Here is a 22,368-nt window from a genome sequence, read left to right as displayed (position 1 = left end):
AGGGCCTGTTTTTATGGGTACTTTGCACCGGCTGCGGGAGCCTGGGGCTGAACACGGGATTCGATTGATCGGCCCTGGCTTCGACTGGCTCAGCCCGAACGGGTGGGGGGTGGGCTGGCAGGCGCATCCCGAAGGACGCGCGGTGCGCACGGTGCGCCCTGCTGGGCAAGGCCGCTGCACATGCGCCGCTACCGCTGCCGCTACGGATACAGCTACCCATACCAGCAGCCACTGGCTGCGGCGATGGTTGCAGTGGCAGTTGCAGTGGCAGTGGCAGTGGCCGTCGCGGCTCAGGCTTCAGGCGCTGCGACCGTCTGGTCGATGGCGCCGAAGATGCTCGCGCCGTCCTTGCCCTTGACCTCGATGCGGATGGTGTCGCCGAACTTCATGAAGTCGGTGCTGGGCTTGCCGTCCTGGATGGTCTCGATGCAGCGCTTTTCGGCGATGCAGCTGTAGCCCTTGGGCCATTCGGTGCGGCCGCTGGCGTCGGTGACGCCCTTGTTGCTCACGGTGCCGCTGCCGATGATGGAGCCGGCGCGCAGGTTGCGCGTCTTGGCGACGTGGGCGATGAGCTGGCCGAAGTGAAAAGTCATCTCGGGGCCGGCGTCGCACATGCCGACCTTGCGGCCGTTCCAGGTGGACTGCACGGTCAGGTGCACGCGGCCGTGGTCCCAGGCGTCGCCCAGCTCGTCCAGCGTGACGGCCACGGGGCCGAAGGCGGTGGCGGGCTTGCTCTGGAAGAAGCCGAAGCCCTTGGCCAGCTCGGCCGGGATCAGGTTGCGCAGGCTCACGTCGTTGGCGATCATCACCAGGCGGATGCCGTCCAGCGCCTGGTCGGCGTTGGTGCCCATCTTCACGTCGCCGGTGATGACGGCGATCTCGGCCTCGAAGTCGATGCCCATGGCTTCGCTCGGAACCACCACGTCGTCACGCGGGCCGATGAAGTCGTCGCTGCCGCCCTGGTACATCAGCGGGTCGGTGTAGAAGCTCTCCGGCACTTCGGAGTTGCGCGCTTTTCGCACCAGTTCGACGTGGTTGATGTACGCCGAGCCGTCAGCCCACTGGTACGCACGCGGCAGCGGTGCCATGCACTGGGCGGGGTCGAAGGGGAAGGCGTGGCGCGCGCGGCCGCTGTTGAGCTGGTCGTACAGGTCCTGCAGCTGGGGCGAGAGGAAGCCCCAGTCGTCCAGCACCTGCTGCAGCTTGCTGGCAATGCCGGTCGCATAATGGGCCGTGCCCAGATCGCGGGAGACAACGACCAGTTGGCCGTCGCGCGAGCCGTCTTTGTAGGTAGCAAGTTTCATGGTGGCAGGACCTTTGTCTCAGGGTGGTGGAAGGGTACCCTTAGCGAAATTACGCTTGGGTAAATTGATTTAACTAAACAAAACTAGCGAATTTTAGTGCACATGGACAAAGAACGTGCAGGTATTCAGTCCGTGGAGGTCGGTTTTGCCTTGCTGGAGGGGCTGACCCGCTCGCGCGGGCCGCTGATGCTCAAGGATGTGGCGGCCTCGGCCGGCATGAGCGCGGCCAAGGCGCACCGGTACCTGGTGAGCTTTCAGCGCCTGGGCCTGGTCACGCAGGACAGCCGCACCGCCCGCTACGACCTGGGCCCCGCGGCGCTCAAGCTGGGCCTGGCATCGCTGGCGCGGCTCGACGCGGTACGGCTGGCGCGCGAACGCATGCCCGCGCTGATGGAAGGCATCGGCCACACGCTGGCGCTGGCGGTGTGGGGCAACCACGGCCCGACCATCGTGCACTGGGAGGAATCCTCCCAGGCCGTGACCGCCAACCTGCGCCTGGGCGACGTGATGCCGCTGCTCTCGTCCGCCACCGGCCGCTGCTTTGCCGCCCACATGGCGCCCGAGGTGGTGGCCCCGCTGCTCAAGGACGAGCTGGCCCGCGCAGTCAAGATGCGCCGCGCCGACCTGCCCGCCACCATGGGCGAGGTGAACGCCCTGCTGGCCGACGTGCGCCAGCGTGGCGTGGCCCGCGTGGTCGACACCCTGCTGCCCGGCATCGTGGCGTTCTGCGCCCCGGTGTTCGACGCCGACGGCCACCTGGAGCTGGGTATCACCACGCTGGGCTCCATCGCCACCTTCGACCCCGAGTGGGGCGGCGCCATCGACGCGCCCCTGCGCGCGGCCGCAGCCCAGCTGTCGAGCGACCTGGGCGCGGGCAGCGCCTGACACCCCCCGGCTTCGCAACACCCTGCATGCCCCGGCGCGCCCTGGTCCTCATCACCGCCCTGGTACTGGCCATGCACTGGCTGGTGCTGCACGGCGTGCCCCTGGCGTGGGACAGCCCCCAGCCGCCATCGGCGGGGCATGTCTTCAGCACCCGCAGCGTGCCGGCGCCGCCGCCCGCACCGGCCGCTGCCCCTGAGCCCACGTCCGTCGCAGTGGCGGCCCCCATGGCCCCCGCCGCGCCCCCGCCCAAGCCCCCGGCGCGCGCCAAGAAACCCGCACAGCCAGCCCCCGCCTCCCCCGCGCAAGACTCGCTGGCAGTGGCGCCCGAGGCACCCGTGCAGGTGGCGGCCGCCGATGCCGGCGCGCCTGCACCCACGTCAGAGCCGCCTGCGGCCAGCACCGCAGCGCCAGACCCTGCGCCCGCTGCGTCGGCGCCCCAGGCCGAAGCCCCCGCGCCCGTGGCCTCGGCACCGCCCGCCGAAGCACCCAACCCCACCGCTGCCGGGACCGAGATTGCGCCCCCTGGCTCCGGCACGGGGCGCGAGGCCGCGACACCGCCGCCGCCCGTGCGCATTCCGGCCCCCACCCGGCTGGCCTTCGACGTGAGCGGGCAGGCCAAGAAGTTCGCGTACAGCGCCCGCGCCGAGCTGCTGTGGCAGCACGACGGCAGCCGCTACGAGGCGCGCCAGGAGGTCAGCGCCTTCCTGGTGGGCAGCCGCACGCAGCGCAGCGTGGGCGCCATCACCGCCCAGGGCCTGCTGCCCGAGAAGTTTTCCGACAAGTCCCGCAGCGAACAGGCCGCGCATTTCGACCATGCCAAGGGCCGCGTGACCTTCAGCGCCAACACGCCCGAGGCCGCCGTGGGCCCGGGCGCGCAGGACCGGCTGAGCCTGTTCATCCAGCTGGGCGCCATGCTGGCGGCCGACCCGGGCCGGTTCACGCCCGGCACGCAGGTCACGCTCACCACGGTGAGCGCCCGCACTGCCGACCGCTGGACCTTCACGGTCGAAGGTTCCGAAACCCTGGACCTGCCCGCCGGCCCCACCCCCGCACTGAAGCTGCTGCGCCTGCCCCGCAAGGACTACGACCAGAAAGCCGAGCTGTGGGTGGCGCCCGGCCTCAACTACCTGCCGGTGCGCATCAAGCTGACCCAGGCGAACGGCGACTTCGCCGACCTGCTGCTGCGCAGCAGCAGCGCGCCCTGACGAGACCCGTCCCAGCGCGCCCCACGCACAGCGGGCCGCCATGGGCCACAGGCGGCCGCACAGGCGCCCCGCATGCCTGCCCATCCACCCACCGCCAGCGTCCGCCCTGGCCTACGCGCCAAAGGTGTTGCGTCCTCGCGCCACTGGCCGGGCGGGGCGGTAAAAAAGACCCACCAGCCCGGAGAGGCCGGTTTTTCGTGAAATACTGGACCGCAGTTCAGGTGCCACACCGGGGCGGGCTTCCCCTGATAACCGGGGCGCGGCGCAAGGCGTTACAAGCTTGCCAGCGCTCCACCGTAGCCGCCCTGGGCCTTGAACTCTGCGAACCCGCTGTCATCTGACTTTTATATCGACAAGGGGAACACGATGCACATGCTCTACGACTCAGAATCCTTCGTGGTGGTCCACATGCTGCCCGACGCCGTGGAGAAAAGCACCGGCCCGGTGCTCAACGACACTGCACCCGCCCTTCCCCAGCTCGCCCGCCACGGTTTCGAGATCGTGGACAAGCGGTCCGGCAAAGAGGTGTACCTGGACGGCTCGTGGGCCGAAATGTTCCAGGAACAGATCCTGGCGTGGCAGCGCGACACCCCCACCCAGGAAGAAGTGGAAGACGCGCTCGACCGCTATGCGGGCCTGGCGCAAAACCCGGTGGTGGTGCACTAACTCCCCCTGAGGCGCTGCGCGCCTTCCCCCGGAGGGGACGCACCCGGTGGCCCGGCAAAGCCGGTTCCACGGATACGCTGGCGTTGGGGCAGCGCGCGCTCAAAGCTTGGTCGGCTTCTCCTCGGACGGATAGATCCGCCGGTACAGCGGGTCCACCAGCATCAGCACCGCGATCAGCCGGCACACCTGGAACGCAGTCACCACCGGCACGCCGAGCTGCAGCACCTTGGCCGTGATGGCCATTTCGGTGATGCCCCCGGGCGATGAGCCCAGCAGCAGCGTGACCCATGGCAGCCCGGTCGCCCAGGCCAGCACCCCGGCAAAGAGGGCGCACACCCCCATCAGCACCAGCGTGCCCAGCGCCACCGACACCATCCACCGCGGCGCGGTGCGCAAGAAGTCGGCCCGAAACCGCACCCCCAGGCTCACCCCGATCACCAGTTGCGCGGCGTTCACCATCACCTGCGGCACGGCCGACAGGCTGATGCCCGCCATGGTGATACCCATCGACACCAGCATGGCGCCCATGAACCAGGGGTTGGCCCGACCGAGTTTGTCCATCAGCAACGCGCCCACGCCCGTGAGCGCGGCCAGCAGCGCCAGGCCGGGCAGGTCGACCACGCGCGCCACCGTGGGCGGCAGCACGTCCAGGCCATGCAGGCCGCTCCACTGCAGCGCAAATGGAATCGTGACGGTGACGATGAGCAGGCGCAGGCTGTGGCTGGCTGCCACCAGGTCGGTGCGGGCGTTCTCGCGCTCGGCCAGCAGCGTCATCTCCGACGCGGCGCCGATGGCCCCAGCGAAGTAGCTGGTGGCGCGCATCATCGGTGCCGGCACGCCATGCATGCGCGGTGCATGCACCCGGTACAGCCAGGCACCGAACAGCCAGCCCAGGAACAGCGCCCACACGATGCCCAGCGCGATGGCCCACCACAACCCGCCGATCAGTGCCACCACCTGCGGCGTGAAGTACAGGCCCAGCGCCGCGCCGATGGTCCACTGCCCGGCATTGCGCAGCGGCCCCCAGCTCTCCGTCGGCCCGCCGACGATGGACACCACCGACGTGGCCAGCAGCGGGCCGATCATCCAGGGCAGCGGCGTGCGCAGGGCCACGCAGGCGGCGGCCGCGGCCCAGGCCAGCAGCAGCGTGCCCAGCACGCGGGCGGCGAATTTCAAGCGGGGAGGCAGGGGGGACAAAGGGAACAGGGGTGATGACGACACAGTGACGGCACGCGCAAAAAGGCAACGCCGAGTATCGCGCCCCGCCCGCCACCCCAGGTCGCCAGGCCTTACCCGCCCGGCATGGCAGGCATCGCCAAAGACAGGGCGCGGGTCCAACGGCTGAAGCGGGCCTAGGTCCTTGCGGCGCGCGCCAGCAGCGACAGCCGCTGCACCAGGGGCTCGAACAGTTCCACCGGCGTGTTGCCGTAGCCCAGCACCAGGCCGTTGTCCTGCGGCTGCGGCCGCATCGCAAAGCCCGACAGCGGCGACGGCGCCATGCCGTGGCTGCGCGCCGCGGCGGCGATGGCCTGGTCCGGGCAGTTGGCCGGCAGGCGCACCAGCAGGTGCATGCCGCAGTGCCCGCCCTCGGTCTGGTGGGGCAGCGCCAGGTGCTGCGCCAGCGCGGCCCGCAGCGCCTGCTGGCGCTCGCGGTACAGGCGGCGCATGCGGCCCAGGTGGCGGCTGAACTGGCCGCTGTCCATGAAATGCGCCATGGCCAGTTGCGCGTGCCGCTGGCCGCCACGCAGCATCTCGGCCAGGGGCACGCGCACAGCGTCCAGCACGGCCGCGGGCAGCACCACGAAGCCCAGGCGCAGCGACGGGAACATCGTCTTGCTGAAGGTGCCCACGTACAGCACCGGCGCGCCGTCCACCAGCCCCTGCATGGCGCCGATGGGCTCGCCCGCGTGCCGGAACTCGCTGTCGTAGTCGTCCTCGATGATCCACGCGCCGTGGCGCCGCGCCTGCTCGATGAGCGCCAGCCGCCGCGCCACCGACATCACCGCACCGCCTGGGTACTGGTGCGATGGCGAGGTGTAGACCAGGCGCGGCGTGCGCGCCGCCCAGTCGGACTCGCTCGCCACCAGCCCCTGCGCATCCACCCGCAGCGGCACGGTGCGCAGGTCGCCCGCCTGCAGGGCGGACTTGGCGCCCCGGTAGCCGGGGTCTTCCACCCAGGCCACGTCGCCAGGGTTCGACAGCAGGCGCACGCACAGCGCCAGCGCCTCCTGCGCGCCTTCGGTGATGACCACCTGCTCGGCCGCACAGCGCACGCCGCGCGCCACGGCCAGGTGGCGCGCGATGGCCGTGCGCAGCGCCAGCTCGCCCAGCGGATCGCCATAGCCCAGCGCTGCGGGGCCGCCACCGAGCACCGCATGGTCGAGCGCACGGCGCCAGGCCGCCAGCGGAAACTGCGAGAGTGCCGGCATGCCCGGGCTCAGTGCCAAGGGGGTCGCCCCGGTGCGTGGCGCGCGCGGCTGGATGAGCGCAAGGCGGGCGGCCATCGCCGGAACTTCCGGCACCGCCGGCGCCGGGTGCCGGGCGGCCGAAGGCCCGGCCGGCCGCTGCGCCAGCGCCGCCACCCGCGTGCCCTGCCGGTCCGACACCACATAGCCCTCGGCCACCAGTTGCTCGTAGGCCGCGGTCACCGTGTTGCGCGACAGGGCCAGACCCTCGGCCAGCGCACGCGACCCTGGCAGCGCGCTGCCGGCCACCAACCGCCCGTCGAAGATCGCCTGGCGCAGCCGCTGGAACAGCTGCCGCCGCAATGGCTCAGCGCCGGGCCCGTGGTCCAGCGCGCGTTCGAGCAGCGTCTGCGCGACCGGGGCCTGCGGGGTTGGCTGCGCCATCTGGGCTCCAAGGGAAGGCGATTGACCGCCGGGCACAGCGCTGCACATGCGTGGCACCTTAAAAAGCTTGGATTCTGGCACTTTTCACCACGCCACGATGCAGCTAACTTCATCGTGTTTTCGGCCGACTCATTTTTCTATCTCTCTGCAAGGACTCCGCGAATGCCATCTTCCGTTGTGAACGAATACCAGCAACCCGTGGGCGCACCGCTGCCCGGCTGGAGCCCCCGGCCGCGCCCGGCCCGCACCGTGCTCGAAGGCCACTACGGCCGACTGGAACCGCTGGACGCCGCCCGCCATGCCAGCGACCTGTACGCCGCCTACGCGCAGGCGCCGGACGGCCGCGGCTGGACCTACATGGGCGTGGGGCCGTTCACCGACGCTGCCAGCTACCGCGCCCACTGCGAGCAGGCCGCCGCCAGCACCGACCCGCTGCACTATGCCGTGATCGACCGGCGCACCGGCCGCGCCGTGGGCACGCTGTCGCTGATGCGCATCGACCCGGCCCACGGCGTGGTCGAGGTGGGGCATGTGATGTTCTCGCCGCTGCTCCAGCGCACCCCGATCTCCACCGAGGCGCAGTACCTGCTGATGCAGTATGTGTTCGCGGACCTGGGCTACCGCCGCTACGAGTGGAAGTGCGACAGCCTGAATGCGCCGTCCCGCGAGGCGGCCAAGCGCCTGGGCTTCCAGTTCGAAGGCGTCTTTCGCCAGGCCCTCGTCTACAAGGGCCGCAGCCGCGACACGGCGTGGTTCTCGATCCTGGACAGCGAATGGCCCGCGTTGAAGGCAGGCTTTAAGCGCTGGCTCGCCCCGGGCAACTTCACCGAGGACGGCAGCCAGCGCGTGTCCCTGGCGGCACTGCGCGAGGGTACGGCAGCGCAAGCCGCCTGATCCGCCTGCCGATCCGCCACGCACCCCGCCATGCGCTGTCCTGCGCTACCCTTGCGGGCCCGGGTGTGCTGCCACCGGGGACTGCCGCCGGCCCGCCATCTCCAGGCCCATGGCCTGCAGCGTGGCGCCGGGCAGCAGGCCATGGGCCGCCGGGTAAGCGATCTGTTCTTCGTCCTCGATGTGGCGGGCGTAGCGCTCGGCAAAGCGGTCCAGCACCGCGCCGTCGGCGGCACCGAAGGCATCGGCCCGGCCCTCGAACAGCGCCTGCAGGGGCTGGCGCGCGGCGGCCCAGTCGGCCACCATGTCGCGGTGGTCCTGCAGCAGCCGCTGCACCAGCGCCACCACCTCGGCCGGCCCCTGGGCCAGCAGGGGCGGAAACACATGCAGCTCTTCATCCTCATGGTGCAGCGGCGCCGCGATGTCGAAGTAGCGCAGCACGTCGCGGGCCGCCTGGCGGGCAGGCTCGTCGGCACCGTGGGTGTGCACGTGGCCGCGCAGCCGGCCCAGCAACGCCAGCGTGCGCTGCACGCGCTCGTGGCAGGCCTCCAGCATGGCAAAGGGCTGCTCGAACCCCACGCCCGGCGTGTTGAAACCCGGGATCTCGCGGGCAGAGGCAGGCGTGGTCTTCATGCGGCCACTACCTCTGCCAAACCGCACTGGCTGGCCCTGGCGGTCAAACGGGATGTAGGCACCGAGCGCACCTTGCTGGATCGCATCGACCATGCGCTGCAGCGGGGCCTCGGCCTCTGCAGTGGTGGGCGCCTGTTCAACGTGCCCGGCATCGCCGCGGCAAACACCATCGCCCAGTCGTGGCCCGGCGCGGTGAACTGGCGGGCGTCCTCCACCAGTGCAGCGAACGATGGCAGCTCCTGCGGCGTCTTGTCCACGCACATCAGCGGCACCGGGGCGCAGCCCTGCCCCGCCTCGAAGCGTGCATGCTGGGCAGCGGTGGCGTCATCGGGCAGATCCACCGCCGTGAACACGAACAGCAAGCGCTGCGGCTCGGGCTGCTGGCGCGCGGCCTGCAGCAGGTCATCGAAACTTGAAATATCCATGGGGCGGCAACGAAACGGTTGTAAGAGAAAAGACAGAGAAAAAGGAAATCAGAACCCAGGCACCACGCCCCGCTGCGCATCCAGCGTGCTCACGTAGTTGCGCGCCGCAGGCCGCGACCGCGCCGACTTGCGCGACTGCACCGTGCCGATGCTGATGAAGCACAGCGCCTGTTCGGAGTCCGCCAGCCTGAACAACGAACGCAAGCCCGGCGCCTTGAGCGCCTTGCCGCTGGTGAGTGCCGAGCCGTAGCCCTGCGCCGTGGCCATGAGCAGCATGTTCTGCACCGCGCAGCCGGCCGACACCAGGCGCTCGGCCAGGTCGATGCCGGGGTCGCCGCGCTGCGCGTCCACCACGGCCAGCATGAGCACCGGCGCGCGGTGCGCCTTCTCGCGCGCCTGTGCGGACTGCTCGGGCGTGGCGGCGGGGTCGCGCTGCTGCAGCGCCTGGGCGAACACCTCGGCCAGTGCCGCACGTGCAGCCTCGGGCACCAGCACGAACCGCCAGGGCACCAGTTGCCCGTGGTCGGGCGCGTGGGCCGCGGCCTGGAGAATCTGCGCCAGTTCGTCGGTACCGGGCCCGGGGCCCGCCAAACGCTTGGGCAGGATGGTCTGGCGCGACTGGATGAGCGTGGCCGCGATGGCCGCCACGTCGTCGATGCCACTGGCAGGCACCGCAGGCGCGGCCGTGCGCTGCCGTGCGGCGCCGCGCGGGTTCAGGGGCCAGGGGATGACAGCCATCGCAGTTCCTTGTCCAACAAACAGGGGCTCAGCCCGGACGGCCATCGGCCCGCAGGCGGCCATACCAGCCACTGAGCCGCACGCCCCAGACCCCCATGGTGGCCGCCCACAGCACGGCCGCCACCGGCAGCAGCCAGGCCCAGGCCACGCCGAATGCGCCCGGCATGGCCGCCGCAATGCGCAGCAGCGTGGCCGCCTGCAGCAACCAGAACAGTGCCCAGACGATGCGGTCGGCCACGAGCGCGCGGCCGCTGTGGCCGCACGACACGCGCGTGACCATGGCCAGCATCAGCGATGCCAGGCACCCCATGGTGAGCGCATGCAGCGCACCCAGCCCCAGCGTGCCGATGCCAAAGGCCCAGGCCAGCCACGGCGACAGGCCGCCCAGCAAGAACGCCACGCCCAGCCACACAAAGCCGATGTGCAGCATGGCCAGGAGCCGGTTCTTCAGGCTCTGCACCAGCCCCCACACACAGGCCAGCCACACCAGCACGCCCCCCACCACCAGCTGCAGGGCGCCGTGCACCAGCATCCAGGCGGGCCCGGCGCGGCTGGCGGGCACGCCCGCCCATTCCAGCCAGGTGGCCAGCACCTGCATGCCGGCCGCGGCCAGCATGAGCCACAGCACCCAGAACGGGCGCCAAGAGCGCACCGTGGGCATGGCGCTGGAGGTAAAGAACGGAATCATCCGGTGCGCGACCGTGACATACACCACGACCACGAAGCCCCACAGCCCCGTGTACACACAGGCCCGCGCCAGCGCATGCGTGCCCACCGCCAGGCTGAACCACAGCGCCACCAGGCTCATGCAGCCCACGCCGCAGGCCACGCCGATCACGCGGGCATGGAGCTGGTCTTCCGCGCGGCTCGCGCGCACACGCCCCCAGAACAGCGCCGTCATCCACACAAGGCCCGCGCCGGCCAGGGCCAGGCCGACCAGCACCGCGCCGATGCGCCAGTGCGCACCCACCAGCCACAGCAGCCAGCCCAGCGCCTGCAATACCAGCGGCGCGCGCAGCGCCTGCGGCGGCAAGGGGGTCACCCCCAGCCACTTGGGGCCGGCCGTGAACAGAAAGCCCGAGAAGAACAGCGGAATGAAACCCAGCGCCATCACCGCCGCATGCACGGTGGTGGGCGACATTGCGTAGTACATGCCCCACCAGCCGGTGGAGCGCGCCACCTGCACCAGCGCCCACCAGGCGCCCGAGGCCACCAGCACCACCATCGCCAGGAAGAACCCCAGCCGGTGCGGCGCCAGCATCAGGTACTGCCAGCGCCAGCGCGGGTCCTGCTGCGCCACGGCCTGTGCCGACGGCCTGCCAATCGCGACAGGAATGACTTTGCTCATGGCGTGTACCTACCCTGCGAAAGATTGCCGTGCACGGCGAACGCGCTCATCCGCAGCTGCCCAGATGGCCGCACTGCGTGCAGTAGTCGCAGCCGTCCTTGCGGATCACCGCATGGGCGCCGCATTCGCTGCACTTCTTGCCCGCCATGGCCTGTGGCACGGCCGCGGGCGGCGGCGCGGGCTCGTCCAGCGGCAGCAGTTGCTGCACCGGGTCCGCCACGCGGCGCGACAGGATGTTCTGGATGGCATAGGCCATGGCCGCCACTTCCGAGTCGTGCCACATCGGCACCAGCGTGCCGTCGTCCTTGCGGTGCTGCCCCAGGCGCACAGGGCCCCGGTCCCAGGCCACCTTGCGCATGTCGGACAGGGCCCGTTCCAGAAAACCGCCGCGCGCCGCCAGCGACAGCATGCGCATGCTGGAGGTGATCCACTGCTGCGACTCGCCGCTTTGCCCCACGGGCATGAAGAACTCGATCGCACGGTCCACCGTGCGACCGCCCACGCCCGTGGGCACGGGCAGGAAGGACACGATGAGGTACAGCGTCTTGTGGCCCTCCTGCGTCCAGTATTCGAGCTTCTCGGCCACCGCCGACAGGCCGCCCTGCGGCCGGCTCTCGATGACAGTGCGCATCGGGTCCACAGGCGCTGCGGCGGGGGCAGCAGGCGCGGGCTTTGCCACGGCAGCGGCTTCAGGCGCGGGCTCTGCGTGCGTTTCGAGCACCGAGCCGAGGATGCTGTTGGGCCGGTAGGTGGCCAGCCCCTTGAGCCGCGCGCGCCAGGCCTGCAGGTACAGGTCCTTGAAGTCGTCGTAGGGGTAGTCCGCCGGGATGTTCACCGTCTTGGAGATGGCCGTGTCCACGAAGGGCTGCACGGTCTCCATCATCGCGATGTGGTCCTGCGCCGACATCGCCAGCGCCGAGACGAAGTAGTCGGGCAGCGCATTCACGTCGCCGCCCAGGTCGCGGTACAGCCGCCAGGCGTGGTCCTCCACCGCGTACTCCAGCGTGCTGCCATCGGACTCGCGCTTCTTGCGCTTGTACATCCACGAGAACGGCGGCTCGATGCCGTTGGAAGCGTTGTCGGCAAACGCCAGGCTCACCGTGCCCGTGGGCGCGATGGACAGCAGATGGCTGTTGCGGATGCCATGCTCGCGGATCGACGCCTGTATTGGCGCGGGCAGCCGGCTGGCAAAGGTGCCCTCGGCCAGGTAGCCCCGCGCATCGAACTTCGGGAACGCCCCTTTCTCGCGCGCCAGCTCCACCGACGCCGCATAGGCCGCATCGCGCATGTGTTCGGCAATGCGCGCCGCCATGGTGCGGCCCTCGGGCCGGTCGTAGCGCAGGCACAGCATGGCCAGCGTATTGCCCATGCCGGTAAAGCCCACGCCGATGCGCCGCTTGGCCATGGCCTCGTCGCGCTGCTGCGGCAGCGGCCAGAAGGTCACATCCAGCACGTTGTCGAGCGCCCGCACCTGCAGCGCCACCGCCTGGCCGAAGGCCTCGAAGTCGAACGCTGCCACACCACCAAAGCCGAAAGCGTGCCGCACGAAGCGGGTCAGGATGACAGGGCCGAGGTCACAGCAGCCATACGACGGAAGCGGCTGCTCGCCGCACGGGTTGGTCGCCGCGATGTCCTCGCAGTAATGCAGGTTGTTGTCTTCGTTGATGCGGCCCAGGAACAGGACCCCAGGCTCGGCGAAGTCGTAGGCGGACTTCATGATCGTGTCCCACAACTGGCGCGCCCGCACGGTGGCGTAGACCCACTGGCCATCGGCCCGCTGGCGGGCGCCTTGCGCCTGCAATGCGGCGCCGGGCGCGGCCTTGTGCACCAGCTCCCAGGGGGTGTCGTTCTGCACCGCGTCGATGAAGGCGTCCGACACGCCCACCGACACGTTGAAATTGTTCCAGCGGCCCGGGGTGCGCTTGGCGGTGATGAACTCCTGCACATCGGGGTGGTCGATGCGCAGCACGCCCATCTGCGCGCCCCGGCGCGCACCCGCGCTCTCCACGGTGGAGCAGGACTGGTCGAACACGTTCATGTAGCTGCACGGCCCCGACGCCATGGAGGCCGTGCCCTTCACGTGTGCGCCCTTGGGGCGGATGCGCGAGAAGTCGTAGCCCACGCCGCCGCCACGGCGCATGGTCTCGGCCGCTTCGCGCAGCGCTTCGTAGATGCCCGGAAAGCCTTCGTCGTCCACGCCCTGGATGCAGTCGCCCACGGGCTGCACGAAGCAGTTGATCAGCGTGGCCTGGATGTCGGTGCCCGCCGCGCTCATGATGCGCCCCGCGCCGATGGCGCCAGCCTGGAGGTTGGCCAGGAACAGGGCTTCGTACTTCGCACGCAGATCGGGCGCTTCCACCGAAGCGAGCGCACGCGCCACGCGGGCGTACAGCTCGTCCACGGAGGTTTCGCCGGGCTTGAGGTACTTCTCGCGCAGCACATCCAGGCTGATGGGCTGCAGGGACGAGGGGGTGGCCAGAGTGTGCTGTGGTTCGCGCTTCATGGGTACCGATGGTTGGGGGTTCACGACAGTAGGGGCTTGCGCTGGGTCAAGAAGCACGCGTTGCCACGGCAGTGGCGCTGTGCGGCGCGGCACGCGGGGTGTAGACGCGGATGCAGACGCAAACGTGGAGCGCTTGTGCCTGGTTCGTCAAACATCGTCGAGCAGCACTTGGCCGTCGTGCTCCACATAGGGGTGGTACGGGCCGGTGCCGCTGTTGTCGGCGCGGGACGCCGGCACAAAGCCACCACTTCGGACATCAAAGACATGGACTTCGCCCTCCTCGATCACATAGTGCCAGCCATGCAGGCTGATCTGCCCCGACTGCACCCGGCTGCGCACCATGGGGTACTCCATGAGGCGCTCGAGCTGCAGCACCACCGCGCGCTGCTCCGTGCGGCGCAGGGCCTCGGGCCCCGCCTGCACGGGCAACAAGGCCTCGCGCCCCAGGTCCAGCCAGCGGTCCAGGTTGGGGGCCTCGGGCGACACTTCACCATACATCGCCTTGATAGCCCCACAGTGACTGTGGCCGCACACGATGATGCGCCGCACCTGCAGGTTCAGCACCGCAAACTCGATCGCCGCCGTGGTGCCATGGTGCCCGTGCGATCCATCGTACGGCGGCACGAACGCACCCACGTTGCGCACCAGGAACAACTCCCCCGGCCCCGCCCCGGTCAGCAGGTGGGGCACCAGCCGCGAGTCGGAACACCCGATGAACAGTGTGGTGGGGTGCTGCCCCTCATCCACCAGCGCCTGAAAAGTCTGCCGGTACTGCGGAAAGGCATCGTCATGGAAACGGCGCAGCCGGTCAAGTAGCTCGTCGGGCATGAACAATGACTTGCGATTGGTGACACGGTTGACCCACGCGCCGTGTCACTGCACCAGCGGCGAGTCCGCCGCATCCAGCGACACGCCTTCAAGCCGGGCCGCGCCCGCCAGCAACTGCAGGTATTGGCGCAGCGCATTCACCCAGGCCTGCTGGCGCAGCGTGAGCGCCACGGCCTGGCGCACGTCGTTGAACGATGGCGACTGCCCTGCCTCGCGCGCAACGACCTCCACCACATGCAGGCCGAAGCGGCTGTGCACCAGGCGCGCCAGCACGCCGATCTCCGCGCCGCCGCCGAACACTTCGCGCGCGAACTCGGGCGCGCAGTCGGCCCGCGTGAGCCAGCCCAGGTCGCCGCCGCGCTGGCCGCTCGGGCAGTTGGACCACTGCGCCGCGGCCTGCGCAAACCGCACGCCGCCATCGTCCGCGCAGCGCAGGTCCAGCAGCATCGCCTCGGCGCGCAGGCGCAGGGCCTTCACATCCACGCCCGGCGTCACGGCGAACAGTACATGGCGCAGGTGGGCGCGCTCGCCGTGCGCATGCGCGGCGGGGTGGGCCTGGTGGTAGCGCTGGCAGGCTGCTTCGGACGGCTCGGGGATATTCAGCTCGCGCTCGAGCAGTTGCTCGATGGCCTGCGAGGCTGCACCGCTGATGGCCCCGTCCACACCTGGCACGTCGTCGACCGCGAGCAGGCCGGCCTGCAGCGCTGCCTGGCGCAGCAGCTCGGTGCACGCCCGCTGGCGCAGGGTCTCATCGTCCACGGGCTCGCCTTCAGCCTGCAATGCGATGCCGTTGATGCGCGCCACCGCGGCGCCATCCGCAGCCCGCTGCGCGGCGAGCCGGCTGGACTGAGCCCGGGCCGGTTCGTGCGCGACGGCCAGTGCCAGGGCCTCGTAGGCGGCTGCCTGCGTGGGGGTGAGCACGCTGGTGGGTGCGCCCTGATGGTTGTTGTTGCTGCTATCGGTGGTGCTGCAACCGCAGCCACCGGTTCCACATCCGCTCATGGTGTGCTCCTGGGTTAGTGGGGTTCAGACGCCACGGCGGTCTTGCGACTGCAGGTGGCCGGGCGGCAGGTTCAGGCGGCGTGCGCGCACCACCTGGTAGGGGCGCAGCACATAGGCCAGCGTGCCGAAGCCGCTCCACACATGCACCAGGCGGGTGAACGGGAACACCAGAAACACCGTCATGCCCAGCAGCATGTGGGCCTTGAACACCCAGCCGCTGTCGGCCAGCAGTTCCACGCCGCCCGTGCGGAAGGTGACCACGCGCTGCCCCCAGTCGGCGAGCTTCATCATCATGGAGCCGTCCAGATGCTGCGCCGACAGCGGAATGGTCGCCAGGCCCAGCACCAGCTGCAGCCACAGCAAGACCAGGATCAGGATGTCGCTCGTTTTGGAGGTGGCGCGCAGGCGGTCGTCGGAGAGCCTGCGGTGCAGCAGCAGGGTCAGCCCCACCAGCGCCATCAGGCCCGCGATGCCGCCCAGGGTCATCGCCACGATCTGCTTGGTGCCAGCGGTGAAGAATGGCCCGTACCAGGCGTGGGGCGTGAGCATGCCCACGAAATGGCCGAAGAACAAAAAGATGACGCCCACATGGAACAGGTTGCCGCCCCAGCGCAGGCTGCCGGTGCGCAGCATCTGCGACGAGTCGCTCTTCCAGGTGTACTGGTCGCGGTCGAACCGGATCCAGCTGCCGACAAAAAACACCGTCAGGCACACATAGGGGTAGATACCGAACAGGAGGGTATTGATCCAGGCATCGAGAGTCATAGCGCTGCTCCTTCAGGGGCCCGCTCGGCGCGGGAGGGGGTACGAACAAAGTGCACAGGCTGCGGCTGGTCGGGCTTGGCCTGGCCCTGGGTACTGCAGCCACCAAACGCTTCGGGCTCGGCCCAGACTTCGTCCATGGGGGGCTCGGGCGTGAGCGCCACCGACTGCACGCGCTGGCCCGAGACTTCGAGCACCGCGGCGATCACGCTGGCATAGGGGCTGCCGCGCGCTACCAGCGCACTGAACAGCGCGTTGAGGATGTGGGCCATCTCGCCCAAAAATTCACGGGCTACTTCCACAGGCTGCGTGGAGGCGAACTCCAGCACCACCGGCAGGTGGTCGGGCAGCTCCTCGGCCTCGAACTGCAAGCCCGCCTTGTCGTAGGTCTGCAGCAGGTCGATGAGCGCCGGCCCGCGGTCGCGCGAGTCGCCGTGCACATGCTCGAACAGGTGCAGCGATGTCTGGCGGCCCCGGTCGAAGTGGTCCACGTAGCGGGCTTCGGCTTCCAGTGGGTCGAGCGCCGCCAGGTGCTGGCACACGGCCGCAAGCTCGGCCATGCGCTCGGGGGTCAGGGCCTGCTCCAACTGCAGGGCGTCGATGAGCTGCGGCATCACGCTGCGCAGTTGCGCATCGGGGTAGCTCAGCAGGTAGCCCAGGGCGCGCAGGGTCAGGCGCACGGAGGTCGGGTTCTTCTTGAACATGGTGTTTTTCCTTTCAGTGCTCTACGGCACTGGACAAAGTCAGCGACCTGCGAAACCGGCTCAGCGGTATCGCGAGGACGGCCAGCAAGGGCCGCCCCGCAGCCAAGGCCGTCGTCCCCCTGGAGGGGGATGGCGCGAAGCGACTGAGGGGGTGCTTCATACCGTGGCCTTGATCGGGATCGTGCGGGGCTTCTTGCCTCCAAACATGCTGACGTCCGTCGCGCCATCGGAGCACCCATTGCCGAACGAGAAGCCGCAGCCGCCCCGGATATCGAACGCGTTCTCGGCGTACTCACGATGGGCCGACGGGATGACGAAGCGGTCCTCGTAGTTGGCAATCGCCATCACGTGGTACATCTCCTCCACCTCGGCCATCGACAGGCCGGCCTGCTTGAGCACGGCCAGGTTCTGGCGCTGCTCCACATGCTTGTCGCGCTGGTAGGTGCGCATGGCCAGCATGCGCTCCAGCGCCCGCACCACGGGGCCGGTGTCGCCGGCGGTGAGCAGGTTGGCCAAGTACTGCACGGGGATGCGCAGCTGCGACACATCGGGGATGTCGCCATTCACACCCACATGGCCCGCGTTGGCGGCCGCGGTGATGGGCGAGAGCGGCGGCACATACCAAACCATGGGCAGCGTGCGGTACTCGGGGTGCAGCGGCAGGGCCACCTTCCATTGCACCGCCATCTTGTAGACGGGGCTGTTGCGCGCGGCGTCCATCCAGCTGTCCGGAATGCCGTCGATGCGGGCCTGGCGGATCACATCGGGGTCGTTCGGGTCGAGGAAGATGTCGAGCTGCGCCTGGTACAGGTCGCGGTCGCGCTCCACGCTGGCGGCTTCCTGGATGCGGTCTGCGTCGTACAGCAGCACACCCAGGTAGCGGATGCGGCCCACACAGGTTTCGGAGCACACCGTGGGCTGGCCCGCCTCGATGCGCGGGTAGCAGAAGATGCACTTCTCGGCCTTGCCCGACTGCCAGTTGTAGTAGATCTTCTTGTACGGGCAGCCCGAGACGCACATGCGCCAGCCACGGCACTTGTCCTGGTCGATCAGCACGATACCGTCTTCCTCGCGCTTGTAGATCGAGCCGCTGGGGCACGATGCCACGCACGCCGGGTTCAGGCAGTGCTCGCACAGGCGCGGCAGGTACATCATGAAGGTGTTCTCGAACTGGCCGTAGATGTCCTTTTGCACATCGTCGAAGTTCTTGTCCTTGCTGCGCTTGCTGAATTCGCCGCCCAGGATTTCCTCCCAGTTCGGGCCCCACTCGATCTTCTCCATGCGCTTGCCGGTGATCAGGCTGCGCGGGCGGGCCGTGGGCGCGGCCTTGGTCTCGGGCGCGGACTGCAGGTGGTCGTAGTCGAACGTGAAGGGCTCGTAGTAGTCGTCGATCTGCGGCAGGTTGGGGTTGGCGAAGATGCGCATGAGCAGCTTCCACTTGCCGCCCTGGCGGGGGGCGATGGAGCCGTCCGGGTTGCGCACCCAGCCGCCGTTCCACTTGTCCTGGTTTTCCCATTCCTTGGGGTAACCGATGCCGGGCTTGGTCTCGACGTTGTTGAACCAGGCGTATTCCACCCCGGGGCGGCTGGTCCAGACGTTCTTGCAGGTGACCGAACAGGTGTGGCAACCGATGCACTTGTCCAGGTTCAGCACCATGCCGATTTGTGCGCGAATTTTCATCGTGTTTCTCCTTGTCTTCGGCTTCAGGCGTGGGCTGCAGTGCTGGACGTTGGCTCGTCATCGAGCCAGTCCACGCGGTCCATCTTGCGCACCAGCACGAACTCGTCGCGGTTGGTGCCGATGGTTCCGTAGTAGTTGAAGCCGTAGCTGTACTGCGCGTAGCCGCCGATCATGTGCGTGGGCTTGAGCACGATGCGGGTGACCGAGTTGTGGATGCCGCCGCGCGTGCCGGTGATCTCGGAGCCGGGGGTGTTGATGATCTTTTCTTGCGAGTGGTACATCATCACCATGCCGGGGTTCACACGCTGGCTCACCACCGCGCGGGCCGCGATGGCGCCGTTGGTGTTGAAGAGTTCGACCCAGTCGTTGTCCACGATGCCCGCGCGGGCGGCGTCGTCTTCGCTCAGCCACACCACCGATCCCCCGCGGTTCAAAGTGAGCATCATCAGGTTGTCGCTGTAGGTGCTGTGGATGCCCCACTTCTGGTGCGGCGTGATGAAGTTCAGCGCGATCTCTTTGTTGCCGTTGGGCTTCTTGCCCTCGACCTCGTGCAGGGTCTTCAAGTGCACCGGTGGGCGGTAGCTCACAAAGCCTTCACCGAAGTCGCGCATCCACGGATGGTCCTGGTAGAACTGCTGGCGGCCGGTGAGGGTGCGCCATGGGATGTACTCGTGCACATTGGTGTAGCCCGCGTTGTAGCTGACCTTCTCGCTCTCCAGACCCGACCAGGTGGGCGAGCTGATGATCTTGCGCGGCTGCGCCTGGATGTCGCGAAAGCGGATCTTCTCGTCCTCGCGGTGCAGCGCCAAGTGCACGTGGTCGCGCCCGGTCTGCTTGCCCAGGGCCTCCCAGGCCTTGCAGGCCACGTGGCCGTTGGTCTCGGGCGCCAGCATCATCACTACTTCGGTGGCGTCGATGTCGGTCACGATGCGGGGCATGCCCTGCGTCACGCCCTCTTCCTTCACGCGGCCGTTCAAATCGCCCAGCTGGCCCACTTCGGTCTGCGTGTTCCAGCCGATGCCCTTGCCGCCGTTGCCGGCCTTGTCCATCAGCGGGCCCAGGGCGGTGAAGCGCTTGTAGAGGTTGGGGTAGTCGCGCTCGACCACAGTGACCTGCGGCGCGGTCTTGCCGGGGATGAGTTCGCACTCGCCCCTTTTCCAGTCGCGCACGCCGTAGGGCTGCGCCATTTCACCGGGGGTGTCGTGCATGATGGGCGTGAGCACCACGTCTTTTTCCACGCCCAGGTGGCCCACGCTGACCTCGCTCACGGCCTTGGCGAAGCCCTTGTAGATCTCCCAGTCGCTCTTGGCCTGCCAGGCAGGGTCCACCGCGGTGGACAGCGGGTGGATGAAGGGGTGCATGTCGCTGGTGTTGAGGTCGTTCTTCTCATACCAGGTGGCCGTGGGCAGCACGATGTCCGAATACAGGCAGGTGGTGCTCATGCGGAAGTCGAGCGTGACCAGCAGGTCGAGCTTTCCTTCGGGCGCGTGGGTGTGCCACTGCACCTCCTCGGGCTTGGCTTCGTTCTTGCCCAGATCCTTGCCCTGCACGCCGTGGGTGGTGCCCAGCAGGTGCTTGAGGAAGTACTCATGCCCCTTGCCCGACGATCCCAAAATATTGGAGCGCCACACGAACATGTTGCGCGGCCAGTTGGCGGGGTGGTCCGGGTCTTCGCAGCTCATCGTGAGCGTGCCGTCCTTCAAGGACTTGACGACGTAGTCCTTCGCATCCATTCCGGCCGCAGCGGCATCCTTGGCCACCTGCATCGGATGGGTCTTGAGCTGGGGTGCGGACGGCAGCCAGCCCATGCGCTCGGCACGCACGTTGTAGTCGATCTGCGCGCCGTGGTAGGCGCTGGCATCGGCCAGGGGCGAGAGGATTTCTTCCATGCCCAGCTTCTCGTAGCGCCACTGGTCGGTGTGGGCATAAAAGAAGCTCGTGCTGTTCATCTGGCGCGGCGGACGGATCCAGTCCAGCGCAAAGGCCAGCGCCGTCCAGCCGGTCTGGGGCCGCAGCTTTTCCTGGCCCACGTAGTGCGCCCAGCCGCCACCACTCTGGCCAATGCAGCCGCACAGCATCAGCATGTTGATGATGCCGCGGTAGTTCATGTCGCAGTGGTACCAGTGGTTCATCGCCGCGCCGATGATCACCATGGACTTGCCCTGCGTCTTGTCGGCGTTGTCGGCAAACTGGCGCGCCACGGCGATGATCTGCTCGCGCGGCACGCCGGTGATGGCCTCTTGCCATGCAGGCGTATAGGGACGGTCGGCGTCGTAGCCACCGCCGGGTTCTTCGCCTGGAAGGCCGCGGTCGATGCCGTAGTTGCCGGCCAGCAGGTCGAACACCGTGGCCACCATCACGCGGCCCTGGGCTTCGTGGCCCGCCAGGTCGAGATGGCTCACCGGCACACGGCGCACCATCACGTCGCTGCCCTGTTCGTTGGCGGTGAAGTTGGGCGTGGCCACGCCGCCAAAGTACGGGAAGGCCACATCCGCCACGTCGTGCGGCTGCTCGCCGTCTTCGATCACCGACAGCTTGAGCCGCACGGTATTGCCGGTGCGCGCTTCCTTGTTCTCCAGGTTCCACAGGCCCTGGTCGGCCCGGCCGTCCGCACCCCAGCGAAAGCCGATGGAGCCGTTGGGCAGCGCGACTTGGCCCAGCTCGTCGTAGCCCACGGTTTTCCAGTCGGGGTTGTTCGATTGGTCGAGCTGGCCGGGGAAGTCACTGGCGCGCACATAGCGGTCGGGCACCATCACCGTGCGGCCGTCGGGCAGTGTCTTTTCCTTGAGCACCACCAGCAGCGGCAGGTCGGTGTAGCGGCGCGCGTAGTCGTCGAAGTACGCCGAGCGGCCCTTGCCGCCGTCCTTGAAGTAGAACTCTTGCAGGATCACATGGCCCATGGCCATGGCCACGGCGGCGTCCGTGCCCTGCTTGGGGTGCATCCACAAATCGCCCAGCTTGGCGACTTCGGAATAGTCGGGCGTGATGGACACGACCTTGGTGCCCTTGTAGCGCACCTCGGTCAAGAAGTGCGCATCGGGCGTGCGCGTCTGGGGCACGTTGGAGCCCCAGGCAATGATGTACGAGCTGTTGTACCAGTCGGCCGACTCGGGCACGTCGGTCTGCTCACCCCAGGTCTGCGGGCTGCTGGGCGGCAGGTCGCAGTACCAGTCGTAGAAACTCATGCACACGCCGCCGATCAGGCTGAGGTAGCGGCTGCCTGCGGCGTACGAGATCATCGACATCGCCGGGATGGGCGAGAAGCCGATGATGCGGTCCGGCCCGTGCTGCTTGATGGTGTACACGTTGGCGGCAGCGATCATCTGGTTGACCTCGTCCCAGGTGCTGCGCACGAAGCCGCCCAGGCCGCGCTGCTTTTGCCATTCGCGCTTGGACGCATCGTTCTCGACGATGCTGGCCCAGGCGTCCACCGGGCTCTTGGCCAGCGCCAGCGCAGCGCGCCAGTGCTTGAGCAAGCGGCCGCGCACCATGGGGTACTTCACGCGGTTGGCGCTGTACAGGTACCAGCTGTAGCTGGCGCCGCGCGCGCAGCCGCGGGGCTCGTGGTTGGGCAGGTCGGGGCGGGTGCGGGGGTAGTCGGTCTGCTGGGTTTCCCAGGTGACGATGCCGCCCTTGACGTAGATCTTCCAGCTGCAGCTGCCTGTGCAGTTCACGCCGTGCGTGGAGCGCACGATCTTGTCGTGCGCCCAGCGGTCGCGATAGGCGTCTTCCCAGGTGCGGTCTTCGCCATTGGTCTGGCCGTGGCCGTCGGCAAAGGTCTCGCGCGGTTGGGAGAAGTAGGTGAGGCGATCGAGGAAATGGCTCATCGGGGGCTCCTTGGGTTCTTGGGTATCTCTATGGCTTGCCATCTGCGTACCGCGTGCAATACCGGCGTGTCTCAGTCGGGGGTTGCCGCGGAAGTGGCTTTGCCAGGCCGCTGGCGAC

17 protein-coding genes and 1 pseudogene are annotated in these 22,368 nt (G+C 68.7%); 4 read left to right on the top strand and 14 right to left on the bottom strand.

Translation table 11 applies throughout. The features are described from left to right. Positions 1–290: 290 nt before the first annotated feature. The gene (locus ACSQ3D_RS17405; RefSeq protein WP_056409986.1) at positions 291–1,304 is read right to left on the bottom strand and encodes a fumarylacetoacetate hydrolase family protein; all 1,014 of its coding nucleotides are present in this window, start codon (positions 1,302–1,304) and stop codon (positions 291–293) included. 102 nt (positions 1,305–1,406) lie between these two features. Between ACSQ3D_RS17405 and ACSQ3D_RS17400 the strand changes: the two genes are divergently transcribed. The 3 genes from ACSQ3D_RS17400 (at position 1,407) to ACSQ3D_RS17390 (ending at position 4,060) form a co-directional block, all read left to right on the top strand. Next, positions 1,407–2,189, top strand: coding sequence for an IclR family transcriptional regulator (locus ACSQ3D_RS17400; RefSeq protein WP_056422689.1), 783 nt, complete (start codon positions 1,407–1,409; stop codon positions 2,187–2,189). Between the two features lie 26 nt (positions 2,190–2,215). After that, complete coding sequence (locus ACSQ3D_RS17395; protein ID WP_436127718.1) at positions 2,216–3,394, top strand: DUF3108 domain-containing protein; 1,179 nt, start codon at positions 2,216–2,218, stop codon at positions 3,392–3,394. A 366-nt stretch (positions 3,395–3,760) separates the two neighbouring features. Further along, on the top strand, positions 3,761–4,060 hold the full coding sequence (locus ACSQ3D_RS17390; protein WP_056409989.1) for a BTH_I0359 family protein: 300 nt from the start codon (positions 3,761–3,763) through the stop codon (positions 4,058–4,060). Between the two features lie 99 nt (positions 4,061–4,159). Here the strand turns inward: ACSQ3D_RS17390 and ACSQ3D_RS17385 are convergent, their stop codons facing one another. Next, positions 4,160–5,236 carry an AbrB family transcriptional regulator gene (locus ACSQ3D_RS17385; protein WP_436127717.1) on the bottom strand — a complete coding sequence of 359 codons (1,077 nt, stop codon included), beginning with the start codon at positions 5,234–5,236 and terminating at the stop codon, positions 4,160–4,162. Positions 5,237–5,412: 176 nt separating this feature from the next. Beyond that, positions 5,413–6,909 (bottom strand): PLP-dependent aminotransferase family protein, encoded by a 1,497-nt coding sequence (locus tag ACSQ3D_RS17380; RefSeq protein WP_396505185.1) that lies wholly within the window; start codon positions 6,907–6,909, stop codon positions 5,413–5,415. Between the two features lie 162 nt (positions 6,910–7,071). Here ACSQ3D_RS17380 and ACSQ3D_RS17375 point away from each other — a divergent pair, with 162 nt between their 5' ends. Further along, positions 7,072–7,803: a GNAT family N-acetyltransferase gene (locus ACSQ3D_RS17375; protein ID WP_436127716.1), complete on the top strand. Its 732-nt coding sequence runs from the start codon at positions 7,072–7,074 to the stop codon at positions 7,801–7,803. Positions 7,804–7,848: 45 nt separating this feature from the next. Here ACSQ3D_RS17375 and ACSQ3D_RS17370 read toward each other — a convergent pair whose 3' ends face one another. From ACSQ3D_RS17370 to ACSQ3D_RS17320, 11 genes and pseudogenes are all read right to left on the bottom strand, one after another. Further along, complete coding sequence (locus ACSQ3D_RS17370) at positions 7,849–8,433, bottom strand: hemerythrin domain-containing protein (protein ID WP_436127781.1); 585 nt, start codon at positions 8,431–8,433, stop codon at positions 7,849–7,851. Between the two features lie 15 nt (positions 8,434–8,448). Beyond that, positions 8,449–8,858: pseudogene (locus ACSQ3D_RS17365) on the bottom strand (ribonucleotide reductase subunit alpha); the annotation flags it as partial. A gap of 48 nt (positions 8,859–8,906) precedes the next feature. Beyond that, positions 8,907–9,596 carry a nitroreductase family protein gene (locus tag ACSQ3D_RS17360; protein ID WP_436127715.1) on the bottom strand — a complete coding sequence of 230 codons (690 nt, stop codon included), beginning with the start codon at positions 9,594–9,596 and terminating at the stop codon, positions 8,907–8,909. A gap of 28 nt (positions 9,597–9,624) precedes the next feature. Then, on the bottom strand, positions 9,625–10,944 hold the full coding sequence (locus ACSQ3D_RS17355; protein WP_436127714.1) for an NnrS family protein: 1,320 nt from the start codon (positions 10,942–10,944) through the stop codon (positions 9,625–9,627). 46 nt (positions 10,945–10,990) lie between these two features. Beyond that, positions 10,991–13,447 (bottom strand): adenosylcobalamin-dependent ribonucleoside-diphosphate reductase, encoded by a 2,457-nt coding sequence (locus tag ACSQ3D_RS17350; protein ID WP_436127713.1) that lies wholly within the window; start codon positions 13,445–13,447, stop codon positions 10,991–10,993. Between the two features lie 147 nt (positions 13,448–13,594). Continuing rightward, the gene (locus tag ACSQ3D_RS17345; RefSeq protein ID WP_436127712.1) at positions 13,595–14,275 is read right to left on the bottom strand and encodes a carbonic anhydrase; all 681 of its coding nucleotides are present in this window, start codon (positions 14,273–14,275) and stop codon (positions 13,595–13,597) included. 45 nt (positions 14,276–14,320) lie between these two features. After that, a complete protein-coding gene (locus ACSQ3D_RS17340; protein WP_436127711.1) occupies positions 14,321–15,277 on the bottom strand; it encodes a peptidylprolyl isomerase in 957 nt (318 codons plus the stop codon). 24 nt (positions 15,278–15,301) lie between these two features. Next, a complete protein-coding gene (gene narI / locus ACSQ3D_RS17335) occupies positions 15,302–16,042 on the bottom strand; it encodes a respiratory nitrate reductase subunit gamma (RefSeq protein WP_436127710.1) in 741 nt (246 codons plus the stop codon). Further along, the gene (gene narJ / locus ACSQ3D_RS17330; RefSeq protein ID WP_436127709.1) at positions 16,039–16,743 is read right to left on the bottom strand and encodes a nitrate reductase molybdenum cofactor assembly chaperone; all 705 of its coding nucleotides are present in this window, start codon (positions 16,741–16,743) and stop codon (positions 16,039–16,041) included. Before narJ ends, narI begins: the two co-directional genes overlap by 4 nt. Positions 16,744–16,899: 156 nt before the next feature. Continuing rightward, complete coding sequence (gene narH / locus ACSQ3D_RS17325; RefSeq protein ID WP_436127708.1) at positions 16,900–18,423, bottom strand: nitrate reductase subunit beta; 1,524 nt, start codon at positions 18,421–18,423, stop codon at positions 16,900–16,902. Between the two features lie 23 nt (positions 18,424–18,446). Then, positions 18,447–22,250, bottom strand: a complete 3,804-nt coding sequence (locus tag ACSQ3D_RS17320; RefSeq protein ID WP_436127707.1) for a nitrate reductase subunit alpha — start codon at positions 22,248–22,250, stop codon at positions 18,447–18,449. Positions 22,251–22,368 lie beyond the last annotated feature (118 nt).

Origin of the sequence: Acidovorax sp. LjRoot117, assembly GCF_964252695.1 — a bacterium.
Taxonomy (GTDB): domain Bacteria; phylum Pseudomonadota; class Gammaproteobacteria; order Burkholderiales; family Burkholderiaceae_C; genus Acidovorax.
The sequence above is the reverse complement of the archived record's forward strand: the minus strand, read 5'-3'. Positions and strand labels throughout refer to the sequence as shown.

Coding starts and splice junctions, on each gene's coding strand:
- ACSQ3D_RS17405 (WP_056409986.1), bottom strand. CDS start 1,304: ATGAAACTTGCTACCTACAAAGACGGCTCGCGCGACGGCCAACTGGTC.
- ACSQ3D_RS17400 (WP_056422689.1), top strand. CDS start 1,407: ATGGACAAAGAACGTGCAGGTATTCAGTCCGTGGAGGTCGGTTTTGCC.
- ACSQ3D_RS17395 (WP_436127718.1), top strand. CDS start 2,216: ATGCCCCGGCGCGCCCTGGTCCTCATCACCGCCCTGGTACTGGCCATG.
- ACSQ3D_RS17390 (WP_056409989.1), top strand. CDS start 3,761: ATGCACATGCTCTACGACTCAGAATCCTTCGTGGTGGTCCACATGCTG.
- ACSQ3D_RS17380 (WP_396505185.1), bottom strand. CDS start 6,909: ATGGCGCAGCCAACCCCGCAGGCCCCGGTCGCGCAGACGCTGCTCGAA.
- ACSQ3D_RS17375 (WP_436127716.1), top strand. CDS start 7,072: ATGCCATCTTCCGTTGTGAACGAATACCAGCAACCCGTGGGCGCACCG.
- ACSQ3D_RS17370 (WP_436127781.1), bottom strand. CDS start 8,433: ATGAAGACCACGCCTGCCTCTGCCCGCGAGATCCCGGGTTTCAACACG.
- ACSQ3D_RS17360 (WP_436127715.1), bottom strand. CDS start 9,596: ATGGCTGTCATCCCCTGGCCCCTGAACCCGCGCGGCGCCGCACGGCAG.
- ACSQ3D_RS17355 (WP_436127714.1), bottom strand. CDS start 10,944: ATGAGCAAAGTCATTCCTGTCGCGATTGGCAGGCCGTCGGCACAGGCC.
- ACSQ3D_RS17350 (WP_436127713.1), bottom strand. CDS start 13,447: ATGAAGCGCGAACCACAGCACACTCTGGCCACCCCCTCGTCCCTGCAG.
- ACSQ3D_RS17345 (WP_436127712.1), bottom strand. CDS start 14,275: ATGCCCGACGAGCTACTTGACCGGCTGCGCCGTTTCCATGACGATGCC.
- ACSQ3D_RS17340 (WP_436127711.1), bottom strand. CDS start 15,277: ATGAGCGGATGTGGAACCGGTGGCTGCGGTTGCAGCACCACCGATAGC.
- narI (WP_436127710.1), bottom strand. CDS start 16,042: ATGACTCTCGATGCCTGGATCAATACCCTCCTGTTCGGTATCTACCCC.
- narJ (WP_436127709.1), bottom strand. CDS start 16,743: ATGTTCAAGAAGAACCCGACCTCCGTGCGCCTGACCCTGCGCGCCCTG.
- narH (WP_436127708.1), bottom strand. CDS start 18,423: ATGAAAATTCGCGCACAAATCGGCATGGTGCTGAACCTGGACAAGTGC.
- ACSQ3D_RS17320 (WP_436127707.1), bottom strand. CDS start 22,250: ATGAGCCATTTCCTCGATCGCCTCACCTACTTCTCCCAACCGCGCGAG.